The 25,223-nt window shown below is 63.5% G+C and carries 22 protein-coding genes; 17 read left to right on the top strand and 5 right to left on the bottom strand.

From position 1 onward, the window contains the following. Positions 1-81: 81 nt before the first annotated feature. The 6 genes from AX756_RS08520 (at position 82) to AX756_RS08495 (ending at position 6,897) form a co-directional block, all read left to right on the top strand. Positions 82-1,575 carry a sugar ABC transporter ATP-binding protein gene (locus AX756_RS08520; RefSeq protein ID WP_231701015.1) on the top strand — a complete coding sequence of 498 codons (1,494 nt, stop codon included), beginning with the start codon at positions 82-84 and terminating at the stop codon, positions 1,573-1,575. Continuing rightward, on the top strand, positions 1,565-2,554 hold the full coding sequence (locus AX756_RS08515; RefSeq protein ID WP_068310022.1) for an ABC transporter permease: 990 nt from the start codon (positions 1,565-1,567) through the stop codon (positions 2,552-2,554). Before AX756_RS08520 ends, AX756_RS08515 begins: the two co-directional genes overlap by 11 nt. Positions 2,555-2,853: 299 nt before the next feature. After that, complete coding sequence (locus AX756_RS08510; protein ID WP_068310021.1) at positions 2,854-3,579, top strand: SDR family oxidoreductase; 726 nt, start codon at positions 2,854-2,856, stop codon at positions 3,577-3,579. 44 nt (positions 3,580-3,623) lie between these two features. Next, the gene (locus AX756_RS08505) at positions 3,624-4,355 is read left to right on the top strand and encodes an SDR family oxidoreductase (protein ID WP_068310020.1); all 732 of its coding nucleotides are present in this window, start codon (positions 3,624-3,626) and stop codon (positions 4,353-4,355) included. Positions 4,356-4,522: 167 nt separating this feature from the next. Then, a complete protein-coding gene (locus AX756_RS08500; protein ID WP_068310019.1) occupies positions 4,523-6,133 on the top strand; it encodes an FGGY-family carbohydrate kinase in 1,611 nt (536 codons plus the stop codon). A gap of 71 nt (positions 6,134-6,204) precedes the next feature. Then, the gene (locus AX756_RS08495; RefSeq protein ID WP_068310018.1) at positions 6,205-6,897 is read left to right on the top strand and encodes an HAD family hydrolase; all 693 of its coding nucleotides are present in this window, start codon (positions 6,205-6,207) and stop codon (positions 6,895-6,897) included. A 2-nt stretch (positions 6,898-6,899) separates the two neighbouring features. Here AX756_RS08495 and AX756_RS08490 read toward each other — a convergent pair whose 3' ends face one another. From AX756_RS08490 to AX756_RS08470, 5 genes are all read right to left on the bottom strand, one after another. After that, positions 6,900-8,162 carry a glycerate kinase type-2 family protein gene (locus AX756_RS08490; RefSeq protein ID WP_068310017.1) on the bottom strand — a complete coding sequence of 421 codons (1,263 nt, stop codon included), beginning with the start codon at positions 8,160-8,162 and terminating at the stop codon, positions 6,900-6,902. A 2-nt stretch (positions 8,163-8,164) separates the two neighbouring features. Next, on the bottom strand, positions 8,165-9,046 hold the full coding sequence (gene glxR, locus AX756_RS08485) for a 2-hydroxy-3-oxopropionate reductase (protein ID WP_068310016.1): 882 nt from the start codon (positions 9,044-9,046) through the stop codon (positions 8,165-8,167). 19 nt (positions 9,047-9,065) lie between these two features. Beyond that, positions 9,066-9,854 carry an HpcH/HpaI aldolase family protein gene (locus AX756_RS08480; RefSeq protein ID WP_068310015.1) on the bottom strand — a complete coding sequence of 263 codons (789 nt, stop codon included), beginning with the start codon at positions 9,852-9,854 and terminating at the stop codon, positions 9,066-9,068. Between the two features lie 12 nt (positions 9,855-9,866). After that, entirely contained in the window at positions 9,867-11,216 is a 1,350-nt protein-coding gene (locus AX756_RS08475) for an enolase C-terminal domain-like protein (protein ID WP_068310014.1), read from the bottom strand. A gap of 158 nt (positions 11,217-11,374) precedes the next feature. After that, positions 11,375-12,148, bottom strand: a complete 774-nt coding sequence (locus AX756_RS08470; RefSeq protein ID WP_231701014.1) for a FadR/GntR family transcriptional regulator — start codon at positions 12,146-12,148, stop codon at positions 11,375-11,377. A gap of 317 nt (positions 12,149-12,465) precedes the next feature. Between AX756_RS08470 and AX756_RS08465 the strand changes: the two genes are divergently transcribed. The 11 genes from AX756_RS08465 to araA all read left to right on the top strand — a co-directional run bounded on the left by AX756_RS08465 (position 12,466) and on the right by araA (position 25,214). Further along, positions 12,466-13,506, top strand: a complete 1,041-nt coding sequence (locus AX756_RS08465; RefSeq protein WP_068310013.1) for a type 2 periplasmic-binding domain-containing protein — start codon at positions 12,466-12,468, stop codon at positions 13,504-13,506. Positions 13,507-13,647: 141 nt separating this feature from the next. Further along, positions 13,648-14,088 (top strand): tripartite tricarboxylate transporter TctB family protein, encoded by a 441-nt coding sequence (locus tag AX756_RS08460; protein ID WP_068310012.1) that lies wholly within the window; start codon positions 13,648-13,650, stop codon positions 14,086-14,088. 23 nt (positions 14,089-14,111) lie between these two features. After that, complete coding sequence (locus AX756_RS08455) at positions 14,112-15,617, top strand: tripartite tricarboxylate transporter permease (protein WP_068310011.1); 1,506 nt, start codon at positions 14,112-14,114, stop codon at positions 15,615-15,617. Continuing rightward, positions 15,614-17,143 (top strand): galactarate dehydratase, encoded by a 1,530-nt coding sequence (gene garD / locus AX756_RS08450; protein ID WP_068310010.1) that lies wholly within the window; start codon positions 15,614-15,616, stop codon positions 17,141-17,143. The genes AX756_RS08455 and garD overlap by 4 nt, the downstream gene beginning before the upstream one ends. 82 nt (positions 17,144-17,225) lie before the next feature. Further along, entirely contained in the window at positions 17,226-17,816 is a 591-nt protein-coding gene (locus AX756_RS26345) for an enolase-like domain-containing protein (protein ID WP_231701013.1), read from the top strand. Beyond that, entirely contained in the window at positions 17,798-18,430 is a 633-nt protein-coding gene (locus AX756_RS08445) for an enolase C-terminal domain-like protein (protein WP_231701016.1), read from the top strand. The genes AX756_RS26345 and AX756_RS08445 overlap by 19 nt, the downstream gene beginning before the upstream one ends. Positions 18,431-18,967: 537 nt before the next feature. Beyond that, positions 18,968-19,999, top strand: a complete 1,032-nt coding sequence (gene chvE, locus AX756_RS08440) for a multiple monosaccharide ABC transporter substrate-binding protein (RefSeq protein ID WP_156461430.1) — start codon at positions 18,968-18,970, stop codon at positions 19,997-19,999. 84 nt (positions 20,000-20,083) lie between these two features. Next, positions 20,084-21,610 (top strand): multiple monosaccharide ABC transporter ATP-binding protein, encoded by a 1,527-nt coding sequence (mmsA, locus tag AX756_RS08435; RefSeq protein ID WP_170307731.1) that lies wholly within the window; start codon positions 20,084-20,086, stop codon positions 21,608-21,610. A gap of 4 nt (positions 21,611-21,614) precedes the next feature. Next, entirely contained in the window at positions 21,615-22,826 is a 1,212-nt protein-coding gene (gene mmsB / locus AX756_RS08430) for a multiple monosaccharide ABC transporter permease (RefSeq protein WP_068310145.1), read from the top strand. A gap of 146 nt (positions 22,827-22,972) precedes the next feature. Beyond that, positions 22,973-23,662: an L-ribulose-5-phosphate 4-epimerase gene (locus tag AX756_RS08425; protein WP_068310007.1), complete on the top strand. Its 690-nt coding sequence runs from the start codon at positions 22,973-22,975 to the stop codon at positions 23,660-23,662. Positions 23,663-23,705: 43 nt separating this feature from the next. Beyond that, the gene (gene araA / locus AX756_RS08420) at positions 23,706-25,214 is read left to right on the top strand and encodes an L-arabinose isomerase (protein WP_068310006.1); all 1,509 of its coding nucleotides are present in this window, start codon (positions 23,706-23,708) and stop codon (positions 25,212-25,214) included. Positions 25,215-25,223: the final 9 nt, after the last annotated feature.

Raw genomic sequence — 25,223 nt, 5'->3', positions numbered from 1 at the left:
ACTTCCCTCCCTGGCTGCTTCCGTGCTTCCGGGCGGGAGCGGCCCCTTTTTCTCTAACGCGCGGGGGATACCATGCTGGAAATGAACAGGATCAGGAAGAGCTTCGGCAAGGTCGAGGTTCTGCACGGCGTCGATCTCGAGGTGCGCGCCGGCGAGGTGCATGCGCTTCTGGGCGAAAATGGCGCCGGCAAATCGACCCTGATGAAGGTGTTATGCGGCATCATCAGCGCGACCGACGGAACGATCCGCATCAATGGCGAGGAACGCTCATTCGCCAACTACGACGAGGCCATCGCCGCCGGCGTCGGGATCGTCTTTCAGGAATTTTCGCTCATTCCCTACTTGTCGGCAGTGGAGAACATGTTCCTCGCTCGCGAATTGAAGAACAAGCTCGGCCTGCTCGACCGCAAGGCCATGCGCAAGCGCGCGCATGAGATCCTGCAACAACTCGACGTGGACCTGCCGCTGAACGCGCCGATCACGACCCTGTCGATTGCCGAGCAGCAATTCGTCGAGATCGCCAAGGCCCTGTCGCTGGACGCCCGCATCCTGGTGCTGGACGAACCCACCGCCACGCTCACCCCGACCGAGGTCGAGCATCTCTTCAAGGTGCTCCGCGAGTTGCGCCGCAAGGGGGTCGCTATCATCTTCATCTCGCACCACCTGGAAGAGATCTTCCAGATCTGCGACCGGATCACCGTGCTGCGTGACGGCGAATACATCAACACCTGCAACGTGTCCGATGTCGATAATGACCGTTTGGTCGAGATGATGGTTGGCCGCCGGATCGAGCAGAGCTTTCCGACAAAGCCGGACCTGCCCGAGGACACGGACCTGGTGCTTGAGGTCGATGAACTTCAGCTCAAACGTACCGACCCGGTATCGTCCTTCCACTTGCGCAAGGGCGAGATCCTGGGCTTTTCCGGGCTTGTCGGCTCCGGCCGGACGGAAACCGCGCTGGCCATGCTCGGCGCGCATCCCTACGCGAAACGCAGCATGAAGCTCAACGGCAAGGAAGTGAATTTCGCCGAGCCCGCCGACGGGCTCGTGGCCGGGATCGGCCTGCTGCCCGAGAACCGCAAGGAGCAGGGGCTGATCACCAGCTTCTCGATCCTGCGCAATATCTCGATCAACAATTATGGCAAGTACCGCAAGGGCCGTTACTTCATCGACCTGACGAAGGAACTGACCTGCACCGTGGAGGCCATGGAGCGTGTGGGCGTCAAGGCGGGCGGCCCGAACGACCGGCTGGACACCCTTTCGGGCGGCAACCAGCAAAAGGTCGTGGTGGCGCGCTGGCTGAACCACGACATGAAGATCCTGATCTTCGACGAACCCACCCGCGGGATCGATGTCGGCGCCAAGGCGGAAATCTATCTGCTGATGCGCAAGCTCACCGAGCTGGGCTGTTCGATCATCATGATCTCTTCCGAGCTGCCGGAAATCATCGGCATGTCCGATCGTGTCTGCGTCTTCCGGGGAGGCGGCATCGTGGCGACCGTCGAAGGGGAAGACATCACGTCGGAAATAATCATGACCTATTCAACGACGGGGAAACTCGAAAATGCCGCATGACACAGCAATGGGCACCTCGGTGCAAGGTACCAAGAAAATGAATGCAAACATCCGTCAGCTGATGCGGTCCCCGCTTGTCCTTCCGATGGTCGGCCTGATCGTGGTCTCGGTTCTCATGGGATTTGCCAGCGAGAACTTCTTCAGTGTTTCCAACATTCTCAACGTGTTGCGGCAGGTCTCGATCAACGGCATTCTCGCCGTCGGCATGACCTTCGTGATCCTGACCGGCGGCATCGACCTGTCGGTTGGCGCGGTCATGGCCTTCTCGGGCACGGTCTGTGCAGGCCTGATCGTCAATATGGGGATGCCGGGTTCGGTCGGTCTGGCCGGCGGGTTGTTGGTGGGCCTCGGCCTGGGTGTCTTCAACGGCATTCTGGTCGCCTGGGGCCGGATGCCGGCCATCATCGTCACGCTGGCGACGATGGGCATCGCGCGTGGCCTCGGGCTGATCTATTCCGGCGGCTACCCGATCAGCGGGCTGCCTTCCTGGATCGCCTGGTTCGGCATCGGGCGTATCGGGATCATTCCCGTGCCTGTCATCGCCATGTTCCTCATCTACGGCCTCGCCTGGGTGTTGCTGGAACGGACCGCCTTTGGCCGCCACGTCTATTCCATCGGCGGCAACGAGACCGCGGCCCGGCTCTCCGGCGTGAAGACCCAGCGGATAAAGCTCGCGATCTACACCATCTCCGGCATGACCTCGGCGTTTGCCGCCGTGATCCTGACGGGGCGCCTGATGAGCGGCCAGCCCAACGCGGGGGGCGGCTTCGAACTCGATGCCATTGCCGCCGTGGTCATGGGGGGCACCTCCATCGCCGGTGGCCGGGGCCTGATCTTTGGTACCCTGATCGGCGCGGTGCTGCTGGGCATCCTGAACAACGGGCTGAACCTGGTCGGCATCAACCCCTACCTGCAGGACGTCATCAAGGGCTTCATCATCCTGCTGGCCATCTATATCGGCCGCGGCGAACGACGGTAACCGGCGCTCGGAGGGGATCTTCCCTGAGGTTCCCTCCACTTACGACCAGCCGGTAGCCGAGGATGGGGCGGCGTTCTCCCGAAGGCCGGAAACGGTCGACCGTCCGCCTCATCCTCGGCCACGAATGGTCGCAACGAAACAACCGAACGTTTTCAGGCCACCGACGCGAGGGCACGGGAGAGGTGCGTTCCGCAGGTCGCCGGAAGGCTCACGATACCAGGGGTGGGTGGCCGCAACCGGCCCCACCACAAGGACAGAAATTCAGGCCCGGACCGGCCAGAGATCTCACGAGGAAAATCATGGAATTCGAAGGGAAATCGGTGATCATCACGGGGGCGGGCAAGGGCATCGGCCGCGCGACGGCCATCCTGCTGGCCAAGCGCGGCGCGCAGGTCGTCGGCATCAACCGCTCGCGCGATACGCTCGAGACCCTGCGCGAAGAGACCGGCGCCCGCATCGTCACCGCCGATCTTGCCAAGCCCGACGAGGCGCGCGCCGCGATGCGCGAGGCGGGAACCTGCGATTACCTGATCAACTGCGCTGGCACCAACGTTCTCGAAACCGTGCTCGATCTGACTGACGAGGGCTACGAGACGGTGATCGGCATCAACCTGCGGGCGGCGCTGATCTGCGCCCAGGAATTCGCTCTGGCGCGGGTCGCCGCCGGCGGTGGCGGAGTGATCGTCAATGTCACCTCCATCGCGGGTCATCGCGGCTTCCCGCAACACCTATGCTACGCGGCTTCCAAGGCCGGGCTCGAAGGGGCAACGCGGGTCATGGCCAGGGAGCTTGGCCCGCATGGCATCCGCGCCGTGGCCGTCGCCCCGACCATTACCATGACCGAACTGGCCGCCGACGCCTGGAGCGATCCGGCCAAGAGCGAGCCGATGATGCAACGTCACCCGACCGGACGGTTCGCTGAACCCGACGAAGTTGCCCGCTGCATCGCGATGGCGATGAGCGATGACGCGGCGATGATCACCGGCTCCGTCATCAGCGTCGACGGCGGCTTCCTCGCCGTTTGATCCCCCAGCCCCGCACCCCCTCACATCGACACAAGGAGAAGAACATGTCCCAATCCCTCGAAGGCAAGATTGCCGCCATCACCGGTGCGGCATCGGGCATTGGCCTGGCAACCACCGAAGCGCTGATCAAGGCCGGCGCGACCGTCGTCATGGTCGACTATGACAAGGCAGCGCTTGAGAAGGAAACCGCGCGTCTCGGCGAAAAGGCGATTGCCCAGGTCACCAACCTGATCGACCCCGACAGCTGCGCGGCGATGGTGCCCGAGATCCTGCAGAAGGTCGATCACATCGACATCCTGTATTGCAACGCCGGCACCTATATCGGTGGCGATCTGGTGGAGACGGATTCCGCGAGCATCGACCGGATGCTCAACCTCAACGTCAACGCGGTGATGAAGAACGTCCGCGAAGTGGCGCCCCACATGATTGAACGCGGTACCGGTGATATCGTCGTGACCTGCTCCATCGCGGGCCATTTCCCGACCTACTGGGAGCCGGTCTATTCGGGCTCGAAGTGGGCCGTTACCAGCTTCGTGCAAGGCATGCGCCGCCAGATGATCCCGCATGGCATCCGCGTGGCCCAGGTCTCGCCCGGCCCGGTGATCTCCGCGCTGCTGGCTGACTGGCCGGAAGAGAACCTGCGCAAGGCCAAGGAAGCCGGCAGCCTGATCGAGGCCAGCGAAGTGGCAGATGCGGTGATGTATATCCTGACGCGGGACCGCAATGTCACGATCCGTGACATGCTGGTCCTGCCGACGAATTTCGACCGCGTCTGACGCCAACGACACTGCGCCGTGCCCGTTGACCGGGCGCGGCGTCTGACCCGATTCCGCCCGGGGCGGGGACAGGTTAAGAACCGGATCGAGGCCCGGGCGGGCGGCTGCAAGGCGCCACCCTCGTACCCGCGCCGAAATCGCCGCCATGCTGCAAGGAAAAGATCAGAATGTCACAGTATTTCATGGGGATTGACGTAGGCACGGGCAGTGCCCGCGCTGGTGTTTTCGACCTGTCCGGAACCCTGCTGGGAACCGAAAAACAGGACATCGCCCTATTTCGTGAAGCGGGTGCGATTGTCGAGCAATCCTCCAACGAGATCTGGCGCGCCGTCTGCACGGCCAGCCGTGGCGCCATCGCCGCCTCCGGTGTCGATCCGTCCGAGATCGCGGGCGTGGGGTTCGACGCCACATGCTCGCTCGTCGTGCTTGACGAAGACGGTGCGCCGCTGCCCGTGGGGCCGAGCGAGGATCCGGAGCGCAACATCATCGTCTGGATGGATCACCGCGCGCTTCCGCAGGCCGAGCGGATCAACGCGATGGGCCATCGGGTGCTGGATTACGTCGGCGGTCGTATCTCTCCGGAGATGGAAACCCCCAAGCTGCTCTGGCTCAAGGAGAACCGCGCGTCGGTATTCGACAAGGCGTGGCAGTTCTTCGATCTGACCGATTACCTGACCTGGCGCGCCTCGGGCAGCCTTGCGCGGTCGGTCTGCACTGTGACCTGCAAATGGACCTACATGGCGCATGAAGCCGCCTGGGATGCGAGCTACTTCCGCCAGATTGGCCTTGATGGCCTTGCCGATGAAGGCTTCGCGCGGATCGGCACCGAGGTGGTGGATGCGGGCACGGCGCTTGGCGATGGCCTGCTGGCCGAAGCGGCCGCAGATCTGGGGCTTGCACCGGGTACCAAGGTCGCCGCGGGTTTGATCGACGCTCATGCGGGCGGGATCGGCACCGTGGGCGCCAAGGGCGGCGGCCTGCCTCAGGACAACCTCGCTTATGTCTTCGGCACCTCCTCCTGCACGATGACGACCACCAGCGAGCCGGTCTTCGTTCCCGGCGTCTGGGGGCCATACTATTCCGCCATGGTGCCCGGCGCCTGGCTGAACGAGGGCGGTCAGTCGGCCGCAGGTGCGGCGATCGAGCAATTGCTGCGTTTCCACCCCGCCGTCGGCGAGGCGCAGGAACTGGCGCGCGCCGCCGGGAAGTCGCTTCCGGGCTGGCTCGTGGACCGTGCCGTGGAGCTTTCCGGCCCCGACGGCGACCCCGCGCGCCTGGCCAACGGGATGCACGTGGTCCCCGAGTTCATCGGCAACCGCGCGCCCCATGCCGATCCGCATACCCGCGCTGTGATCGCGGGGCTGGGAATGGAGACGGACACGGACAATCTCGTGGCGCTCTACATCGCCGGCCTCTGCGGGCTGGGCTACGGGTTGCGCCAGATCATCGAAACGCAGGCCGAGAAAGGCGCCCCGATCAAGACCGTGGTCATCAGCGGCGGTGCCGGACGGAGCGATCTCGTGCGCCAGATTCTGGCCGATGCCACCCGGGTGTCGCTTGCTTCCCCGACGACCGAGGAACCGGTTCTACTTGGCTCCGCGATCCTCGGAGCTGTGGCGGCAGGTGCGTTCGCGGACATGCCGAGTGCGATGGCCGAGATGTCCTCCAACGAGGCCGTCTACGCGCCGTCCGCCGCTGCGGCGGACTATCATGACGGGCGCTTCGATCTGTTCGAGAAGTTCCAGGCCCTCGCACGCGAAGCCGCGATACGCGGTTGATCCTTTAAACGGAATCGGCCGCTGTTCGCCCGCCCTGGGCGCGCCGCGGCCTTCCAACATGGGAAGATGACATGGAGCGTCCCGACGCAATAATCTTCGATCTGGACGGCGTTCTCGTCGACAGCGAGCCGATGTCTCTCGCGGCACTGGCCGAGCAGATGCAAGCCGTCGGCATCGCCGAGGCGAGCTACGAGGACGTCCGTGCGCTTTATCTCGGCGTGTCGCTGCCGACGGTCAAAAAGGATGTCGCGGCGTATCTGGGCGCGCCCTGTCCCACAGATTTCGAGGCAAGTTACCTCCGCCGGCTCTACGCGGCCTATGATGGCGGCTTGCAGCGCATTGATGCGATGGTCGACGTATTGGACCGGTTTCAGGCGGACGGCTTCGCGACCTGTATCGCTTCCGGTGGGTCGCTGTCGCGGATTCGCAAGACGCTCGCCTTCACGCGATTGTCAAAACGGTTCGGTAACAGGATTTACAGCGGCGAGGACGTCGCCAGGGGCAAGCCCGCGCCGGATCTCGTGCTTCATGCCGCCATGAGCATTGGCGCTACACCGTCGCGATGCCTCGTGATCGAGGATTCTCCGCACGGAGTCGAAGGCGCGCGGGCGGCTGGAATGCGGGCCGTGGGTTTCACCGGCGGCAGCCATCTCGATCCGATCCGCGAGCGCCACGCCCAGACCCTCCGGGATGCGGGGGCCGAAGCGGTCTTCCAACACGCGGTGGACGTTCAATCCCTCGTGCTGGGGGCGGCCGCGGCGTAAGGCTACGCAATCAGGATCGCGCGGAAGTCGTTCACATTGGTCAGCGTCGGTCCGGTGATGACCTGATCGCCAAGTGCTTCGAAGAAGCCGTGGCCATCGTTGTTCTCAAGGCTTGCGCGGGGCGAGAGGCCAGCCCGTCGGGCCTTGGCGAGTGTTTCGGGGCCGATAACGGCACCGGCGACCTCGGTGGCCCCATCGACGCCATCCGTGTCCCCGGCAAGCGCATGGACGCCCGCCGCTCCGCCAAGCGCCACTGCAAGGGACAGCAGGAACTCCACGTTGCGCCCGCCGCACCCGTCACCGCGCAGCGTGACCGTCGTCTCGCCGCCCGAAAGCAGCACACAGGGGCGCCGGAAGGGCTGGTCGTGCTGCAGGATCTGGCGCGTGATCCCGGCCATGACGATTGCCACCTCACGGGCTTCGCCCTCGATGGAGTCGCCAAAGATATGCGTGGCATATCCGGCATCGCGCGCGACCGATTCCGCCGCCAGCAATGACTGCTGGGGGGTGGCAACCAGATGCGTTTCGACGCGGACGAGGCGTGCGTCGTCCGGTTTCACGCTCTCGCACTGGTCCGACGCGAGCGCCGATCGCACCGCATCGGGCAGATCGAGCCGATAGCGGTCGACGATTTCCAGCGCATCGGCGCGCGTCGTCGGGTCGCCGACTGTCGGGCCGGAGGCGATGTTCATCGGATCGTCGCCCGGCACGTCGGAGATCAGCAGGTTGACCACGCGTGCCGGATGACAGGCGGCGGCAAGGCGCCCGCCCTTGATCGCCGACAGGTGGCGGCGCAGGCAGTTCAACTCGTCAATTGTCGCACCGCATTTCAGCAGCGCCCGGTTCACCGCCTGCTTCTCGGCCAGCGTGATCCCGTCGAGCGGGTAGGGCAGCAGCGCGGAGCCGCCGCCGGAGATCAGGCACAGGACCGTGTCCTCTTCCGTCAGGCCCTCAACCAGCGAGAGCATCCGCCCGGCGGCCTTCTGGCCGGGCGCGTCGGGCACGGGATGGGCGGCCTCGACAATCTCGATCCCCTCGCAGGCAACGGCGTGGCCGTAACGAGTAACGACCAGCCCTTGCAGGGGCTGGCCGTAATGGCGCTCGGCGGCCCGCGCCATCGCGGCGGAGGCCTTTCCGGCGCCGATCACCACGAGGCGCCCCCGCGCAGGCATGGCAGGGAGGTAAGGGGGAACGCAGAGATCGGGCTGTGCTGCCGCGACCGCCGCGTCGAACATGCTGCGCAGGAGCGCCTCGGGCGTTGGCATGCTCAGGCGATGTCGTGATTGCCGAGCATTTCCAGCGCCTTGACCATTGCCGAATGGTCCCAGGCCGAGCCGCCATGCGCGGCGCAGGCGTTGAAAAGCTCCTGCGCGGTGGCGGTGTTGGGCAGGCTGAGGCCCATCTGGCGGGCGTTGGACAGCGCGAGGTTGAGGTCTTTCTGGTGCAGCTCGATGCGGAAGCCCGGATCGAAGGTCCGCTTGACCATGCGGTCGCCATGGATTTCGAGGATCTTCGACGAGGCGAAGCCGCCCATCAGCGCCTCGCGCACCTTCGCAGGGTCGGCCCCGGCCTTGGAGGCAAAGAGCAGCGCCTCGCCCACGGCCTCGATATTCAGCGCGACGATGATCTGGTTGGCGACCTTGCAGGTCTGCCCGTCACCATTTCCGCCGACCAACGTGATGTTGCCGCCCATCAGGTCGAGCAACGGCTTGAGCGTGGCGAATGTCTTTTCGGAGCCGCCGCACATGATGGAGAGGGTCGCGTTCTTGGCTCCAACCTCGCCGCCGGAGACCGGTCCGTCGAGATACTCACAGCCCAACTCGTTGATCCTGGAAGCGAATTCCTTGGTTGCGATGGGCGAGATCGAGCTGTGATCGACCACGATCTTGCCGGCGGAGAGCCCTTCGGCCACGCCGTTCTCGCCAAAGAGCACGGCCTCCACATGCGGCGTATCCGGCACCATGATGAAGATGGTATCGGCGGCCTCGGCCACCTCCTTGGCGGTGGCGCAGGCGGTTCCGCCGGCCTCGATCAGATCGGAGGGCACTTCCGGGATCGAGTTGAGGAAAAGCTCGTGGCCCGCCGCGATGAGGTGGCCGGCCATGGGTTTGCCCATGATGCCGAGGCCGATAAATCCGAGTTTGCTCATGTGAATGCTCCTTGAAGTGTCAATAACCGCCGCTGCCGCTCTTGGGCATGCCGGCGCGCATCGTGCCGAGAACCTGCTGCGAGCCCGCGGCCATCAGCCGGGCGTCGGAGGAAATGGTGACGAAACGGAAGCCCATCTCGATCCGCTTCAAGGCGAATTCGGGCGTGCCGTTATGGATGCCGGGGATCTTGCCGGCCTCCGTGGCCTTGCGGACGATCATCTCGATGGCCTCGGCGACCGGCTTGTCCACATCATCGAAGGTGGGCGTGCAGCCAAGCGCGAGCGAGAGGTCGGAGGGGCCGATATAGACCGCGTCGAGCCCGTCGACCTTGAGGATCTCGTCGAGATTGTCGAGCCCGGCCCGGGTTTCGATCATGGCGAAGGTGGCGATTGTGTCATTGGCGTGCTGCGGGTAATCCGGCCCGCCATAGAGCAGGCCCCGGATCGGGCCGAAGCTGCGCGTGCCCATGGGCGGATAATGCGTGTAGCTGACCAGCATCTCCGCATCCTCGGCGGAATTGATCATCGGGCAGATCACCGCATAGGCGCCGGCATCGATGATCTTCATCAGGTGGGCCGGATCGAGCCAGGGCACGCGCGCCATGGGCACGGTGTTGGTGGTCGAGATCGCCTGGAACATCGAGACGGCTGCCTGGTAGTCCACGACGCCGTGCTGAAGGTCCACGGTCAGGGAATCCCAGCCCTGATGCGCCATGGTCTCGGCCGAAAACCCGCTGGGAACAGCCAGCCAGCCGTTCACGGCAGCCTCGCCGCGAGCCCAGATCTCGCGAAGTCTGTTGGGGCGCATTTTCAGTCCTCCTTATCGCACCAGGCAGGGGCGCTTGTTGTCGAATGTCCAGTTGGGGATCAGGAATTGCATCGCTTCCGCATCGTCGCGCGCGCCCAGTCCCTTTTTCTTGTAAAGCTCATGTGCCGCCTCGATCCGGTCGAGGTCGGGCTCGATGCCGAGGCCCGGACGCTCCGGCACCCGCACCATGGAATCCTCAATCTTCGGTGGCTCCTTGGTGAGCTGCTGGCCGTCCTGCCAGATCCAGTGCGTGTCCAGCGAGGCGATCTCGCCAGGGGCGGCGGCGCCGGCATGGGTGAACATGGCCAGCGAGATGTCGAAATGGTTGTTGGAATGCGAGCCCCAGGTGAGCCCCCAGTCGCGGCACATCTGTGCGACGCGGACGGTGCCGGCCATGGTCCAGAAATGCGGGTCGGCCAGCGGGATGTCGACCGATTGCAGCAGGATCGAATGGCCCATCTGCCGCCAGTCCGTCGCCACCATGTTGGTCGCAGTGCGCAGCCCGGTGGCGCGGCGAAACTCGGCCATGATCTCGCGGCCTGAATAACCGTCTTCGGCGCCGCAGGGGTCCTCGGCATAAGCGAGAATGTCGTCACGCCCCTTGCAGAGCCGGATTGCCTCGTCGAGCGACCAGGCGCCGTTCGGGTCGATATTGACGGCCGCATGCGGGAAGCGGCTCTTGATCGCCTCGATGGCCAGCATTTCTTCCTCGCCGGCCAGCACGCCGCCCTTGAGCTTGAACTCGGTGAAGCCGTAGCGCGCCTCCGCCGCCTCGGCCAGCCGCAGTACGGCCTCCGGCGTCAGCGCTTCCTCGCTGCGCAGCTGGTCCCAGTCGCAGGTGGCACCACTCTCGTCGCGGTAGTCCAGCGTCGTCTTGTTGCGGTCTCCGACATAGAAGAGATAGCCCAGCATGCGGACGGCATCGCGTTGCTGGCCTTCGCCGAGAAGTGCTGCGACCGGCAGGTTCAGGAACTGGCCCAGCAGGTCCAGCATCGCCGCTTCGACGGCGGTGACGGCATGGATCGTGGTGCGCAGATCGAAGGTCTGCAACCCGCGCCCGCCGGAATCGCGCTCGGCAAATTCCCGGCGCATCGCGTTGAGCGCGGCGTTGAAGTCGCCAATACCCCGGCCGACGACGAGGGGGATGGCATCTTCCAGCGTCTGGCGGATCTTCTCGCCGCCGGGAACCTCGCCAAGGCCGGTATTGCCTGCGGAATCGGTCAGAAGGACGATATTGCGCGTGAAGTAGGGGCCGTGCGCGCCGCTGAGATTGAGCAACATGCTGTCGCGACCGGCAACAGGGACCACCCTCATCGAGGTCACCCGTGGCGTGTCTCCATTGGCTGTATCGATTCCGGGCATGTCGTCGCTCTCCTCCGCCGGCGCGCCTGTGATAAGCGCCCTCCACATGGCACAACTTGTTTCTAAGTCATCATACAAATTTATGCAACAGAAAGAATTGGGGCAGCTCGGGGTAATGCCGAACCTTGGTTGTGTTGTTGTCGTTCTGGGGTTGAGGCTCAGGCCTTGCGTCGAAGAAGGGACCTGTAACGAGCCTGGCTGCTGCGCAAATGGTCCCGCATGGCCGCGCGTGCGCCTTCCTCATCGCCTTCGAGGATCGCGTTCACGATGGCTTCGTGCTGGGTGCAGAGCATGGTCACGTACTCGGCCCGTTCGGCCTCGGTGTGGTCGGTTTCCAGTGTGCGCCGGGGGATCGATTCGGGGCCGATCAGGGACAGGAACTCGGGGAAACGGGCGTTGTTCGCGGCCTCGGCAATGGCCATGTGGAGCGCGAAGTCGGCATTGGTTGTTTTCTCTCCGGCCTCTGCCGCGGCGCAGAAGTCATGAAAGGCGTCAATGATTTTGCCTTCTTGCGCGGGGGAGCGCCGTATGGCGGCTAGGGCGGCCGACTCGCATTCGACGGCTGTGCGGATCTCGAGGATTTCCAGCATGGAGGAGACCCGGCTGGGGTCCACTTCCTGGAAGGGCAGGAGGTTGGCGCGCTCCAATGCCAGTATATATACGCCAGATCCCTGTCGCGATTCGACCAGCCCGTCGGCGCGCAAGGAGGCGATTGCTTCGCGAATCACCGTGCGGCTGACGGAGAACTCCTCGGTCAGCCGGGCTTCGCTTGGCAGCTTGTCGCCGGGTGTGTATTTGCCCGCATTGATCTGGTCGAGCAGCCTTGCGCGCACGCTGGCCGCGAGTGTCCGGCGTCGATTGCCGGCGGGCCTTTCGGGCTGTTCCGTATCGGAGTCTGCCATGAATACGAGTGCCTTTCCGGGTTTTGTCATGCGGCTGACCATTCTCTTACCTGTTCGACGATTTTGCGTCGAGGTCTCCCTTTTGTCGTGGTGGCCGCGAACCGATCGCATTTCCGAGGGGTGATTTGTTCGGGTGCGGGTGCTCTTGCGCGGTGATTTCCTGTTTGGGTGGCGTTGCTTTGATAAGTTGTATGATAAATATTGACCGAGGTTACGGCAAGCGGTAAGAGTTATCGCACAAGTTGTGCCGCGCGGGCAGGGAGGGCGATCGGAGTTCTCTTGTCCAGCCGGGGCGGCCTGATGGAGTGACACCGCCGGGAGGGTGGTGTCGAGCAAGGGAGATCGGAATGCTCAAGAAACTGACAAAGACGCTTTGCGTGGCGACCGCCTGTGCCGTGGTTGCGATGCCGGCACTCGCAGCCGACGGCCCGCTGCGCGGAAACCTGCGTGTCGTGATCGGGTCAAGTTCGACCGGCGGTGATACCTATCAGAACTCGAGCATCATCGCCGAGGCGCTGGCCGAGAATATCGGTATCAACATCAAGGTCGACGCGACAGGCGTGACCGAAGCCTACAAGGCGCTCGGCCGGGACAAGCGCGGCAATACGGTCATGATCTTCCACGACCAGGCCTATCTGGGCAATCTCTACGGTGTGAAGGGCTATGCCGATCCGTTCGAGAGCTACATCATCGGGCCGACCGTCGCGATCAACCCGGGCAATGCCTATCTCGTGCCGAAAAGCTCGCCCTACCAGACGGTCGAAGACATCATCCAGGCCTGCGCGAACGACGCGCAGATCCGTGTCGCCATTCAGCCCGGCGGCGTTTCCGAGATCGGCTACACAGCGCTGAAGAACGCGATCAAGGTTCGCTATCCCGGCAAGGAGGGCAACCTCGTCGCCGTGAATACCGGTTCGCAATCCGACAAGAACCAGCTTCTCTTCGACGGCCAGGCCGACCTGATCAACGGCTCCGTCCAGGCCAACGAGCAATATACCCGTCTGCCCGAGGACGACCAGAAAGCCATGCGCTTCGTCTGGCTGACCGCGCGCAAGGAGACCATCGAGCAGGCCCACGAAGAGGGCATGGGCGCGACCACGCGTGACGACCTTCTGCAATTCGTCAGCCCGAATGCCTCGGTCACCTTCGATGGCGAGAAGGATTTCACCTTCGATAAGGAATTCTTCTTCCTCTACAACAAGGACATGGATCCGGCGATCATCGAACAGATCGACGCTTCTCTGACCGAGATCTTCGAGGCCGGTGAGATCCAGGAAACCCAGAAGAAATCCTTCTTCATCCCCAACTTCAAGCCTTCCGCAGAGGCGCAGGCCTACCTGAAGGACAAGCGGGACCAGTATGAAGTGATCATCGAGGCCCTGCAGTAAGAGTGCAGATCTTGCGGCCCCGCCCGTGCGGGTGGGGCCGCGCAAAACTTCGGCAGGCGCCACGCCTTGGCCGGGTCACCTCGACCGGGCTAACATAAGGCGCCACCGAATCCCGCGCAGGATCCATGGGAGGAAGCCCGCATGGAACAGGAAACCGGCCCGTTCAGCGTCTCGATCGATTTCGATCAGTCGCATCTTTTCTTTCCGAACATCATCCACTGGGTTCTGGTCATACTCGCCCTCTCGATCGTCCTCGTGCATGGGCGCGAGATCGTCCGTCACGTGCAGGGCTGGAAAGAGAGCTACAGCGAGAACGGGCTGGACTATGACCGGCTGAGGTTGTTCGGCACGCTCGGGCTCGTGGTTTCCTATTTCCTTCTGATGAACTGGGTCGGGCAGCTCTTTCCCAATACCGGAATGGGGTTTCTTCTAGTCTCCATGCCCTTCATGGCGCTTCTGTCGTTGCTCTACGTTCATGACCTCGACCGCAAGAAGATCCTGCTTATCCTCGCGAACTCGGTGATCGCGCCACTTGTGGCCTGGTACGTGCTTGCGCAGCTTTTCTACATCACCCTTCCTTAAACGTTGGTCGACGGGGCTGCTCCATGGAAATCCTCTCTCACCTCACCCCGATGTTCTTCGCGCTGACCGCGTTCGGCGTCATGGTGGGGATCGTCTTCGGTGCAATTCCGGGCATGACGGCCACGATGGCGCTCGCCGTCTGTCTTCCAATGACCTACGGCCTCGATCTCACGAACGGGCTGGCCTTGTTGCTGGGCCTTTACGTGGGTGGTATTTCCGGCGGCCTCGTGCCGGCGATCCTGCTGAACATCCCCGGCACACCATCCTCGATCACCACCACCTTCGACGGCTATCCGATGACCCAGAAAGGGCAGGGAGAGCGCGCGCTGAAGGTCGGGATCACCTCGTCGCTCTTCGGGGGCCTTTTCAGCGCTGTGATCCTGTTTCTGTTCGCGCCGACGCTGGCCGATGTCGCCATCAAGTTCTCGTATATCGAGAAGTTCCTGATCATCCTGTTCGCGCTGACCGTCATCGCCTCGCTTTCGCAACGGCTCCTTGTGGGGCTGTTCAGCGGTGCGCTCGGGATATGGTTCAGCCTTATCGGCACCTACGACATTTCCGACGGCGGCAATGGCGAATACCGGCTGCTCCCGGATTTCCTTGTGAACTATCTTGATGGCGGCTTCTCTCTTCTGCCGGTGCTGATCGGCATGTTCGGTCTCGGTACCATCCTGTTGGAGGCCGAAAATGGCGTCCGGGAAGAATCCGTCGACAGCGTGAAGTTCCAGAAGGGCGCGAAATTCTCCTTCTCGATCTTCAAGGGGCAGTTCGTGAACCTGACCCGCTCGGGCGCGATCGGCACTTTTGTCGGCATGTTGCCGGGGGTGGGGGGCAGCGCGGCCTCCGTTCTCTCCTACACGCAGGCCAAGAACTTCTCCCGCAAACCCGACAAACTTGGAACGGGAGAACCCGAGGGCGTCATCGCTTCGGAATCGGCCAATAACGGGCTTACGGGCGGGGCGCTCATTCCTCTGCTCTCGCTCGGCATCCCGGGCGACTCGACCACGGCCGTCCTGATCGGTGCCTTCACGCTGCAGGGCATCCAGCTCGGCCCGCTCTTCATCGGCGAGAACACTGTCACATGGGACGTGATGATGGTCTCGTTGGTCTTTGCGAACCTGGTCATGTTCCTGGTGATGTTCTTCGCCATCCGGCATATCGCCAAGGTGGTGATGGTACCGAAATTCCTGCTCTATCCTGGCATCCTGATGATGTGCGTGGTCGGTGCCTATGCGATCAATTACGGCGTCATGTTCGACGTCTGGACCCTGCTGATCTTCGGTGTCTTTGCCTGGCTCGGACAGAAGGTCGGGCTGGAGATCGCGCCCTTCATCATCGGTTTCATCCTGGGCGGGCAGGCCGAAATCTATTTCGTCAAGAGCCTCGAAAGCTTCGGCACGCTGACGATCTTCTTCACCAAGAGCCCGATTGCGCTGTTCCTCTGGGGCCTGATCGCGGTCTCGGTCGCCTATTCGGTCCATCACACGATCCAGGCCGTGAAACGCAAGAACGGGGGGAACGGAGCATGACGGAAGCATCGATCCCCGCGTTGAAGATCCACGGCGCGGACAATGTCTCGGTGGTGCTAACCGAAGGCGGGCTTCAACCGGGCGTACGTCTCGACGATGGAACGGAGCTGCGAGAGGCGGTTCCCTTCGGCCACAAGGTCGCGCTGGACGACATTCCGCGCGGCGGGGCGATCACGCGCTACGGCGTGACCATCGGCATCGCATCGGAGGATCTGCCGCGCGGCGCCTGGGTCAACGAGCACCGCATGCGCCTGCCGGAGCCGCCGGCGCTGGACGACCTTCCGCCGCCCGCGCCGCATCCGGCGCCGCCGGCGCCGCTGGAGGGCTACACGTTCGAGGGCTATCGCAATGCCGATGGCAGCGTCGGCACGCGCAATATCCTCGCCATTTCGACCAGCGTGCAATGCGTTGCCGGGGTCGTCGATCACGTCGTCTCACGGGTGGAGGCGGAGCTTCTGCCCCGCTACCCGAATGTCGACGGCGTTGTGGCGCTCAACCATGCCTATGGCTGTGGCGTGGCGATCAATGCGCCCGATGCGGTCATTCCAATCCGCACCGTGCAGAACTTGGCGAAGAACCCGAATTTCGGCGGCGAGGTCATGATCGTCGGGCTTGGCTGCGAGAAGCTGCGCCCGGAATGGCTGCTGCCCGAGGGCGATCCATCAGCCACGATGCTCACGCTTCAGGACCCCGCGCATATCGGCTTCGCGGAGATGGTCGATGCGATCCTGAAACAGGCCGAGCGGCATCTGGAACGGCTGAACCGGCGGACGCGGGAGACATGCCCGGCCTCCGACCTCGTGGTGGGCGTGCAATGCGGCGGCAGCGATGCCTTTTCCGGCGTCACCGCCAACCCGGTGATCGGCTGCGCGGCGGACCTGATCGTGCGCGCGGGCGGCTCGGTGATGTTCTCGGAAGTGACCGAGGTCCGCGATGCCGTGCACCTGCTGGCGCCGCGCTGTGCCGACGCGGAAACCTCAGCCGCGCTCGCGCGCGAAATGGCCTGGTACGACGCCTATCTCGCCCGTGGCGGGGCCGACCGCAGCGCCAACACCACGCCGGGAAACAAGGCCGGCGGGCTTTCGGGCATCGTCGAGAAGTCGCTTGGGTCGGTCGCGAAATCCGGCAGCTCTCCGCTGGTCGATGTCACCGGGCCCGGCGAACGGATACGCCGCAAGGGGCTGACATTCGCCGCGACCCCGGCGGGGGATTTTGTCTGCGGCACGCTGCAACTCGCGGCCGGCATGAACGTGCATATCTTCTCCACCGGACGCGGAACGCCCTACAATCTTCCGGCAGCGCCGACGCTCAAGGTTGTGACGAACTCCGCGCTGGCCAGGCGCTGGTTCGATCTGGTGGACCTCGATACCGGGCGCGTCGCGACCGGGGAGGCGACGATCGAGGCGCTCGGGATGGAGCTTTTCCAGCTCATTCTCGACACCGCCAGCGGCAAGCGGGTCACCGCCGCCGACCGGCTCGGCATCGTCAACGATCTGGTGCTGTTCAACCCCGCGCCCGTTACCTGACGCGGGGCGTCGTTCTCAATTCGGCTTTCCGGTCGGGCGCCGACGCGGCGTCCCGCATCCACCTGGACGCAGGAGACCTTGCATGACACTCGACCTTTCTTCCCGGCGCATTCAGGCCCGTCCCCCTTTTGCGGGAACGGATCGGGGGGCTGCAAGTCAGGACGCTCTGACGGGGCTGCGCGTCTCGCATGTTGTCGCGCCGCTGAAAGCCGCCCTTTCCGACGCCAAGGTGCTTACCGGCCGGCAGACGCCGCTGGTCCAGTTCGATCTGCTGGTTGTGGAGGCGCAGAGCGAAACCGGTGCAACCGGCATGGGGTATTCCTACACGCTGCGCGCGGGAGGGCCGGGGATGTTTTCGCTTGCCTGCGAGATCGCGCCGCGGATCCTCGGGGAGGATCCGAACGATATCGGCCGGCTTTGGGAAAAGCTGCGCTGGCAGGTCAATTCGCTCGGCCGCGGGGGCATGGCCTTCCAGACCATCGCCGCCTTTGACACGGCCTTGTGGGACATGAAGGCAGCCGCGCCGGGCTGCCGCTGGCCAAGCTGCTCGGGGCGCATCGCGACCACGTTCGGATCTACAATTCCGAGGGGCAGTATCTTCAGGCGTCGATCGACGAGATCAAGGCGGCGGCAGATCGTTCCCTTGCGCTCGGAATGGGGGGGATCAAGCTGAAGGTGGGCCAGCCCGACGGTCAGGAGGATCTGAGGCGCATCGATGCGCTCCGCACGCACCTTCCCGACGATGTCGCGATGATGGTCGATGCGAACCAACAATGGGACAGGACCTACGCGCTGCAATTCGGCCGCATCGTGGATGAGCTGGGCCTCGCCTTCATCGAGGAACCGCTCGACGCGCTCGATTTCGAGGGCCATGCGATGCTGGCGCGAGAGCTTGCCACGCCGATCGCGACCGGCGAGATGCTGACCTCGCTCGCCGAAGCCGTGCAATTGATGCGGGCGGGTGGCTGCGATATCGCCCAGTTCGATGCGCCCCGGATCGGCGGGATCAGCCCGTTTCTCAAGGCGATGACCGTTGCCGAGGAGTTGCGTATCGATATCGCGCCGCACTGGATGATGGAGCTGCAGGTCCATCTTGCCGCCGCCTATCCGCAAGAGCCCTGGGTTGAGCATTTCTTCAGTCTTGAACCGGTTTTCAACGAACGCCTGGAAATTGCAAACGGGCGTGTCGCGGTTCCATCCCGTCCCGGGCTCGGGCTGTCGCTAAGCGATGCCGCGCGCGATTGGACGGTGTCCCGCAGTGCGTTCGGAGAGATCTCCCGCCTCTGACTTGCGCCCGGACCACCATCTGCAAGCGGCTTGACGGTTTTGCCGTAACGGCATTCGACATGCGCGTATTCTGCATGACGCGTGGTCCGTCTATCCCGAATAAGTACCTGAGACATGGAAGCAGTCTTGGCCTTCGCGCCCTCCCGAGGTCGGGATTCTCGGGGGTGTGCCTTGAGGGGGTGACGGAATCGTCCATGTTTTCGAGTGAAAGGCATATTCCGAATCGAGCGGCTTGCAGGCATGGTGTTTGCAGGAGGACAAAGCTCTTCGAGTTTTGGAGCCCGACTTCGGCGGGGCCAGTTCGAGAGAGTTCACGTTAAGGGATGTGTTGGGCAGCACGCGGCGCCGGAAACCGGTCGCAGCACAAGAGAGGTTTTCCCGATCGGGGAGGCATCGATCATCCATGTCGCCCAATCGTTCCGTGAACTCACATTGGCCCGGAAGGTCTCAACTTCTAAGCGCACAGGGTTTGCGCAGATCTGGGAGGATCACATGCGTGGTTTGAAGAACTGGACGGCAGCACTGGCCGTCGGTGCCATGACGGCTGTTTTCGGCACGTCGGAGGCATTTGCCGCCGACAAGGGCTATGTAGGTATCTCGATGCCGACGAAGAGCTCTTCGCGCTGGATCGCCGACGGCGAGAACATGGTCAAGCAGTTCAACGAGGCCGGTTACGAAACCGACCTGCAATATGCCGAGGACGATATTGCCAACCAGCTCCAGCAGATCGAGACGATGATGCTGAAGGGCGTCAACGTGCTGGTCATCGGCGCCATCGACGGCACCACCCTGTCGGCTGCGCTGGAGAACGCCGCCGCGTCCGGTATCAAGGTCGTCGCCTATGACCGCCTCATCCGCGATTCCGGCAATGTCGACTACTACGCCACTTTCGACAACTTCCAGGTTGGCGTGCAGCAGGCCTCCTCGCTGGTCGCCGGTCTCGAAGAGCGCTTCCCGGACGCATCGCCCTGGAACATCGAAGTCTTCGGCGGCAGCCCGGACGACAACAACGCCTACTTCTTCTATAACGGCGCGATGTCGATCATCCAGCCGCTGATCGACGAAGGCAAGATCAGCATCGTCTCCGGCCAGATGGGCATGGACACCGTGGGTACGCTCCGCTGGGATGGCGCCGTCGCGCAGGCCCGTATGGATAACCTGCTGTCGGCCAACTACACCGAAACGCAGCTGCACGGCGTGCTTTCGCCCTATGATGGCCTGTCCATCGGCATCCTCTCCTCGGTGAAGGGTGTTGGCTACGGCTCCGGCGATCTGCCGATGCCGATCGTCACCGGCCAGGACGCCGAAGTGCAGTCGGTCAAGTCGATCCTCGCCGGCGAGCAATATTCCACCATCTACAAGGATACCCGCGAGCTTGCCCGCGTGACCGTCGGCATGGTGGATGCGCTGCTGCAGGGCGGCGAGCCGGAAATCAACGACACCGAAACCTATGACAACGGTGTCAAGGTCGTGCCCTCCTACCTGCTGGCCCCGCTCCCCGTGGACGCGTCCAACTGGGAAGAGCTGCTGATCGGCTCGGGCTACTACACGATGGATCAGATCAAGTAAGATTTCCTCCCCCGGGGGCGGCGCGTCAGGCGCCGCTCCCTCCGGACAAGAAACAACGAAAATCTCCGGACCTGGAGTCGCATAATGAACGCCATCCTGGAAATGCGCGGCATCACCAAGACGTTCCCTGGCGTGAAGGCGCTGGACAACGTCAACCTCTCGGTCGAGGAAGGTGAGATCCACGCGCTTGTCGGTGAAAACGGTGCCGGCAAATCCACCCTCATGAAGGTTCTGAGTGGGGTTTATCCGCACAACGAGTTCGAAGGGGACATCCTCTATCGCGGTGAGACGCAGAAATTCTCCCGCATCGCCGACAGCGAGGAAAAGGGGATCATCATCATTCACCAGGAGCTGGCGCTGGTGCCGCTTCTGTCCATCGCCGAGAATATCTTTCTTGGCAACGAGACCGCCAAGGGCGGCATCATCGATTGGAACGAGGCGCACCGCCGAGCCAAGGAGGTGCTGGGCAAAGTCGGGCTGAGCGAGCCGACCACGACCAAGATCACCAATCTCGGCACCGGCAAGCAGCAGCTTGTGGAGATCGCCAAGGCGCTTTCCAAGCGGGTTGAATTGCTGATCCTCGACGAACCGACCTCTTCGCTCAACGAACACGACAGTGCCGCGCTGCTCGAGCTGATGCTCGAATTCAAGCGCCAGGGCATCACCTCGATCATCATCTCGCACAAGCTCAACGAGGTCGCCTATGTCGCCGACACGATCACCGTGTTGCGCGATGGCCAGACGGTGAGCAGCTTCCCCTGCGAGCACGGCCCCGAGATCGAGAACCGGATCATCAAGGAGATGGTGGGCCGGGAACTGACGAACCGCTTCCCGCCGCGTGACGTTGCCAAGGGCGACGTGATCATGGAGGTGAAGGATTGGAACGTCTATCACCACCTGCATTCCGACCGCCACCTGATCCGTGACGTGAACATCAACGTGCGTGCCGGCGAGATCGTCGGCATCGCGGGCCTGATGGGCGCGGGGCGTACCGAGCTGGCGATGAGCGTGTTCGGACGCTCCTATGGCCAGAAAATCTCCGGCGAGGTTCGCCTGAAAGGCGCACCCGTGGATGTCAGCGACATCAACAAGGCGGTGGAACTCGGCATTGCCTACGTGACCGAGGACCGCAAGGAATACGGCCTCGTGCTGGAGAACTCGATCAAGAACAACCTGACGCTGGCCAACCTGGAAGGCGTCTCCCGGAAGGGCATTCTTGACGATCAGGCCGAACGGCGGGTCGGGCGCGAATATATCGACAAGATGAACATTCGCTGCTCGTCGATGCTGCAGGACGTGGTGAACCTCTCCGGTGGCAACCAGCAGAAGGTCGTGCTCGGCAAATGGCTCTATTCCAACCCGGAAGTGCTGATCCTCGACGAGCCGACCCGCGGGATCGACGTGAATGCCAAGTTCGAGATCTACACGATCATCAACGAACTGGCGGCACAGGGCAGGGGGATCGTTTTCATATCTTCCGAGATGCCCGAGCTGCTCGGCATGTGCGACCGGATTTACGTGATGAACGAAGGCCGGATCGTGGGCGAACTGCCCGCCTCCAAAGCCTCCCAGGAAAAGATCATGACCATGATCGTCAAGAGCGATGGGTGACAAGATGCAACAAGTGGTCAACGCCCCGGCTTCTTCAAAAGAAGCAGAAAACAAGATTACGATCGGCAGCTATATCAAGGCAAACATGCGCGAATACGGGCTGTTGCTGGCGCTGATCGTCGTCATGGTCTCCTTCCAGATCATGACCGACGGCATCCTGATGAAGCCGCTCAACATCACCAACCTCGTGCTGCAGAACAGCTATATCGTCATCATGGCCATCGGCATGCTGTTGGTCATCGTGGCCGGCCATATCGACCTGTCGGTGGGCTCGGTCGTGGGCTTCATCGGTGCGCTGGCGGCGGTGCTGATGGTCTCCTGGGAGTTGCCGGTCTTCCTTGCCGTCATCATCTGCCTGCTCGCCGGTGTCGCCATCGGCGCGGTGCAGGGCTACTGGGTGGCCTATCACAGGATCCCCGCCTTCATCGTGACGCTCGCCGGCATGCTCGTCTTCCGCGGCCTGACGCTGGCGCTGCTACAGGGCCAGTCCATCGGACCGTTCCCGAAGAGCTTCCAGCGGCTGTCTTCCGGTTTCATCCCCGACCTGACCTTCATGGAAGGCATGCACGGGCTGACGCTGCTGCTCGGCGCCGTCATCTCGCTCTACCTTGTCTATGCCAATTTCCGCTCCCGGATGGCACAGCAGAAGATCGCCGCGGCCGAGGAACCGCTCTCCGTCTTCATCTTGCAGAACGGCCTTATCCTGTTCGCGATTAACTACTTCACCTTGCTGATGGCCGGGTATCGCGGCCTGCCCAACGTGCTGATCGTGATGGCGGTGCTGATCGCGGCCTACAGCTTCTTCACCTCGCGCACCACGATGGGCCGGCGCATCTATGCGATTGGCGGCAACGAGAAGGCCGCGCGCCTCTCGGGCGTCAATACGCAGAAGCTCACCTTCCTCGCCTTCGCGAATATGGGCTTTCTGGCCGCGCTTGCCGGTCTGGTCTTTGCCGCGCGGCTCAACTCCGCCTCGCCCAAGGCCGGTGTCGCCTTCGAGCTTGACGTGATCGCGGCGGTCTTCATCGGCGGTGCGTCGATGTCGGGCGGTGTCGGCACGGTTGTCGGTGCGGTGATCGGTGCCTTCCTGATGGGGGTGATGAACAACGGCATGTCGATCATGTCCGTGGGCATCGACTACCAGCAGGTTATCAAGGGCCTCGTGCTGCTCGCTGCCGTCATCTTCGACGTCTACAACAAGAAGAAGGCCGGCTGAACGAAACCTCCGCTGCTGGCGTCCTCCCCCGTCCAGCAGCACCCCTCGGAGCCGGCGGCGGATCACCACTCACTTACCGGCCGCCGGCTCCACCCTGATCCCCAATCCGCCGTGGCAAGCGCGCCACTGTCCAAGGAGTTGCCGCCATGTTGAAAGCGCTGCGCGAGGCCGTTCTGGAGGCCAATCTTGAACTCAACCGCCGGGGCGTCGTGATCTACACTTGGGGCAATGTCTCTGGAATCGACCGCGAGGCCGGGCTGGTGGTCATCAAACCCTCCGGGGTCTCCTATGACGCGATGTGCGCCGATGACATGGTGGTCGTGAATCTCGAAAACGAGACCGTCTGGGGCGAGAAGAATCCCTCCTCCGACACGCGGACCCACACCGCGCTCTACCGCGCGTTTCCCAGGATCGGCGGCGTCGTTCACACCCATTCCCCCCATGCCGTCGGCTGGGCGCAGGCGCGGATGGAGATCCCCTGCCTTGGCACCACGCAGGCCGACTACTGCTCCGGCCCGATCCCTTGCACCGAGCCGCTTACGCCCGAGCAGGTGCAGCGCGATTACGAAGGCGAGACCGGCGTGAACATCGTTCGCGCCTTCGAGGGGCGCGACCCGATGACCCAGCCGATGGTGCTGCTGGCCGGTCACGGCCCTTTCGCCTGGGGCAAGACGCCGGACGACGCGGTGCACAACGCCGTTGTGCTGGAGAAATGCGCCGAGATGGCGACGATCACGCGGATGGCCTGCGGAGGCCTGCCGCCGCTCGAAGATTACGTGCTCGACTACCACTACCAGCGCAAGCACGGCGCGAACGCCTGGTACGGGCAGAAGTGAACCGGATGCGGCCCGGACGGCCGGAATTAGGAAAGGCAAGAACATGATCGGACTGAACCCGCTGAAAATCTGGTTCATCTGCGGCTCGCAGCACCTGTACGGGACCGAGGCACTGTCCAAGGTCGAGGCCAATGCGCGCGAGGTCGTCGCCGGGCTCGACGGCTCCGGCAAGCTGGCCCTGCCAGTGGAATATGCCGGCCTCGCCACGCGGTCGAGCGAAGTGGCCGAGTTGTGCCGGCGCGCGTCCGCCGACCCCGAATGCGGCGGCGTGATCCTGTGGATGCACACCTTCTCGCCCGCCAAGATGTGGATCCGGGGCCTCGGCCAGCTCACCAAGCCGGTTCTGCACCTGCACACCCAGTTCTATTCGGAGCTGCCCTGGGACAGCATCGACATGGATTACATGAACCTGCACCAGGCCGCGCATGGCGACCGGGAAGCGGGCTTCATCCATTCGCGCCTGCGGTTGGGGCGCAAGGTTGTCGTCGGCCATTGGTCCGATGGCGAGGTGCTGGAGCGCATCGACACCTGGATTCGCGCTGCGCGCGCCTGGGACGACTGGCAGGGCGCCCGTTTCTGCCGCTTCGGCGACAACATGCGCGATGTGGCCGTGACCGACGGTGACAAGGTCGGTGCCGAGATGGCCTTCGGGTTTGCCGTGGACGGCTATGGCATCATGGATCTCGCGGACCGGATGGCCACGATTCCGCAGGCCGATATCGAGGCGCTCGCCGCCGAATATGTGAAGCTCTACGATGTCGATCCGGTGCTCGCGCCCGGCGGTGCCCGCCACGAAGCGCTGCTCTACAACGCGCATCAGGAACTCGGCATGGGTGCCTTCCTCGCCGAGGGCGGTTTCAAGGGCTTTACCCATACGTTCGAGGACCTGCACGGGCTGACCCAACTGCCCGGAATCGCCACCCAACGGCTGATGGAGCAGGGCTACGGTTTTGCCGGCGAGGGCGACTGGAAGACCCCGGCAATGGTGCGGGCGATGAAGGTCATGGGGCACGGGCTCACGGGTGCTACCTCCTTCATGGAGGATTACACCTATGACATGGTGCCGGGCGCCGAGCGCGTCCTCGGTTCGCACATGCTCGAGGTCTGCCCCTCCATCGCCGAAGGGCCGCAGAAGGTCGAGATCCACCCGCTTGGCATCGGCGGCAAGGACGACCCGGTCCGGCTCGTCTTCAACGCCCGCAAGGGGCCGGCGGTGAATGCCTGCCTGATCGACATCGGCAACCGCTTCCGCCTGGTGGCCAATGCCGTCACCGCGGTCGATCACCCCGATCTGCCGAAACTGCCCGTGGCCCGGGTCGTCTGGGAGTGCAAGCCGGACTTCAAGACTGCCTGCGCGGGCTGGATCCATGCTGGCGGCGCCCATCATACCGGCTTCAGCTATGACGTGACGCCGGAGATGCTGGACGATTTTGCCACCATCGCCGGGATCGAACTGGCTATGATCGACGAGGGGACGGAACTCGGCCGCTTCCGCCAGGATCTCCGGATGAACGAGGTCTACTGGCATATCGCAGGCGGCTTCCGCGCGTAAACGGGCAGG

The organism is Aliiruegeria sabulilitoris (genome assembly GCF_001558155.1).
Taxonomy (GTDB): domain Bacteria; phylum Pseudomonadota; class Alphaproteobacteria; order Rhodobacterales; family Rhodobacteraceae; genus Tropicimonas; species Tropicimonas sabulilitoris.
Note: the sequence above shows the minus strand (reverse complement) of the source record. Positions and strands in the feature narration are given on the sequence as shown.

Coding starts and splice junctions, on each gene's coding strand:
- AX756_RS08520 (WP_231701015.1), top strand. CDS start 82: ATGAACAGGATCAGGAAGAGCTTCGGCAAGGTCGAGGTTCTGCACGGC.
- AX756_RS08515 (WP_068310022.1), top strand. CDS start 1,565: ATGCCGCATGACACAGCAATGGGCACCTCGGTGCAAGGTACCAAGAAA.
- AX756_RS08510 (WP_068310021.1), top strand. CDS start 2,854: ATGGAATTCGAAGGGAAATCGGTGATCATCACGGGGGCGGGCAAGGGC.
- AX756_RS08505 (WP_068310020.1), top strand. CDS start 3,624: ATGTCCCAATCCCTCGAAGGCAAGATTGCCGCCATCACCGGTGCGGCA.
- AX756_RS08500 (WP_068310019.1), top strand. CDS start 4,523: ATGTCACAGTATTTCATGGGGATTGACGTAGGCACGGGCAGTGCCCGC.
- AX756_RS08495 (WP_068310018.1), top strand. CDS start 6,205: ATGGAGCGTCCCGACGCAATAATCTTCGATCTGGACGGCGTTCTCGTC.
- AX756_RS08490 (WP_068310017.1), bottom strand. CDS start 8,162: ATGCCAACGCCCGAGGCGCTCCTGCGCAGCATGTTCGACGCGGCGGTC.
- glxR (WP_068310016.1), bottom strand. CDS start 9,046: ATGAGCAAACTCGGATTTATCGGCCTCGGCATCATGGGCAAACCCATG.
- AX756_RS08480 (WP_068310015.1), bottom strand. CDS start 9,854: ATGCGCCCCAACAGACTTCGCGAGATCTGGGCTCGCGGCGAGGCTGCC.
- AX756_RS08475 (WP_068310014.1), bottom strand. CDS start 11,216: ATGCCCGGAATCGATACAGCCAATGGAGACACGCCACGGGTGACCTCG.
- AX756_RS08470 (WP_231701014.1), bottom strand. CDS start 12,148: ATGACAAAACCCGGAAAGGCACTCGTATTCATGGCAGACTCCGATACG.
- AX756_RS08465 (WP_068310013.1), top strand. CDS start 12,466: ATGCTCAAGAAACTGACAAAGACGCTTTGCGTGGCGACCGCCTGTGCC.
- AX756_RS08460 (WP_068310012.1), top strand. CDS start 13,648: ATGGAACAGGAAACCGGCCCGTTCAGCGTCTCGATCGATTTCGATCAG.
- AX756_RS08455 (WP_068310011.1), top strand. CDS start 14,112: ATGGAAATCCTCTCTCACCTCACCCCGATGTTCTTCGCGCTGACCGCG.
- garD (WP_068310010.1), top strand. CDS start 15,614: ATGACGGAAGCATCGATCCCCGCGTTGAAGATCCACGGCGCGGACAAT.
- AX756_RS26345 (WP_231701013.1), top strand. CDS start 17,226: ATGACACTCGACCTTTCTTCCCGGCGCATTCAGGCCCGTCCCCCTTTT.
- AX756_RS08445 (WP_231701016.1), top strand. CDS start 17,798: ATGGGGGGGATCAAGCTGAAGGTGGGCCAGCCCGACGGTCAGGAGGAT.
- chvE (WP_156461430.1), top strand. CDS start 18,968: ATGACGGCTGTTTTCGGCACGTCGGAGGCATTTGCCGCCGACAAGGGC.
- mmsA (WP_170307731.1), top strand. CDS start 20,084: ATGAACGCCATCCTGGAAATGCGCGGCATCACCAAGACGTTCCCTGGC.
- mmsB (WP_068310145.1), top strand. CDS start 21,615: ATGCAACAAGTGGTCAACGCCCCGGCTTCTTCAAAAGAAGCAGAAAAC.
- AX756_RS08425 (WP_068310007.1), top strand. CDS start 22,973: ATGTTGAAAGCGCTGCGCGAGGCCGTTCTGGAGGCCAATCTTGAACTC.
- araA (WP_068310006.1), top strand. CDS start 23,706: ATGATCGGACTGAACCCGCTGAAAATCTGGTTCATCTGCGGCTCGCAG.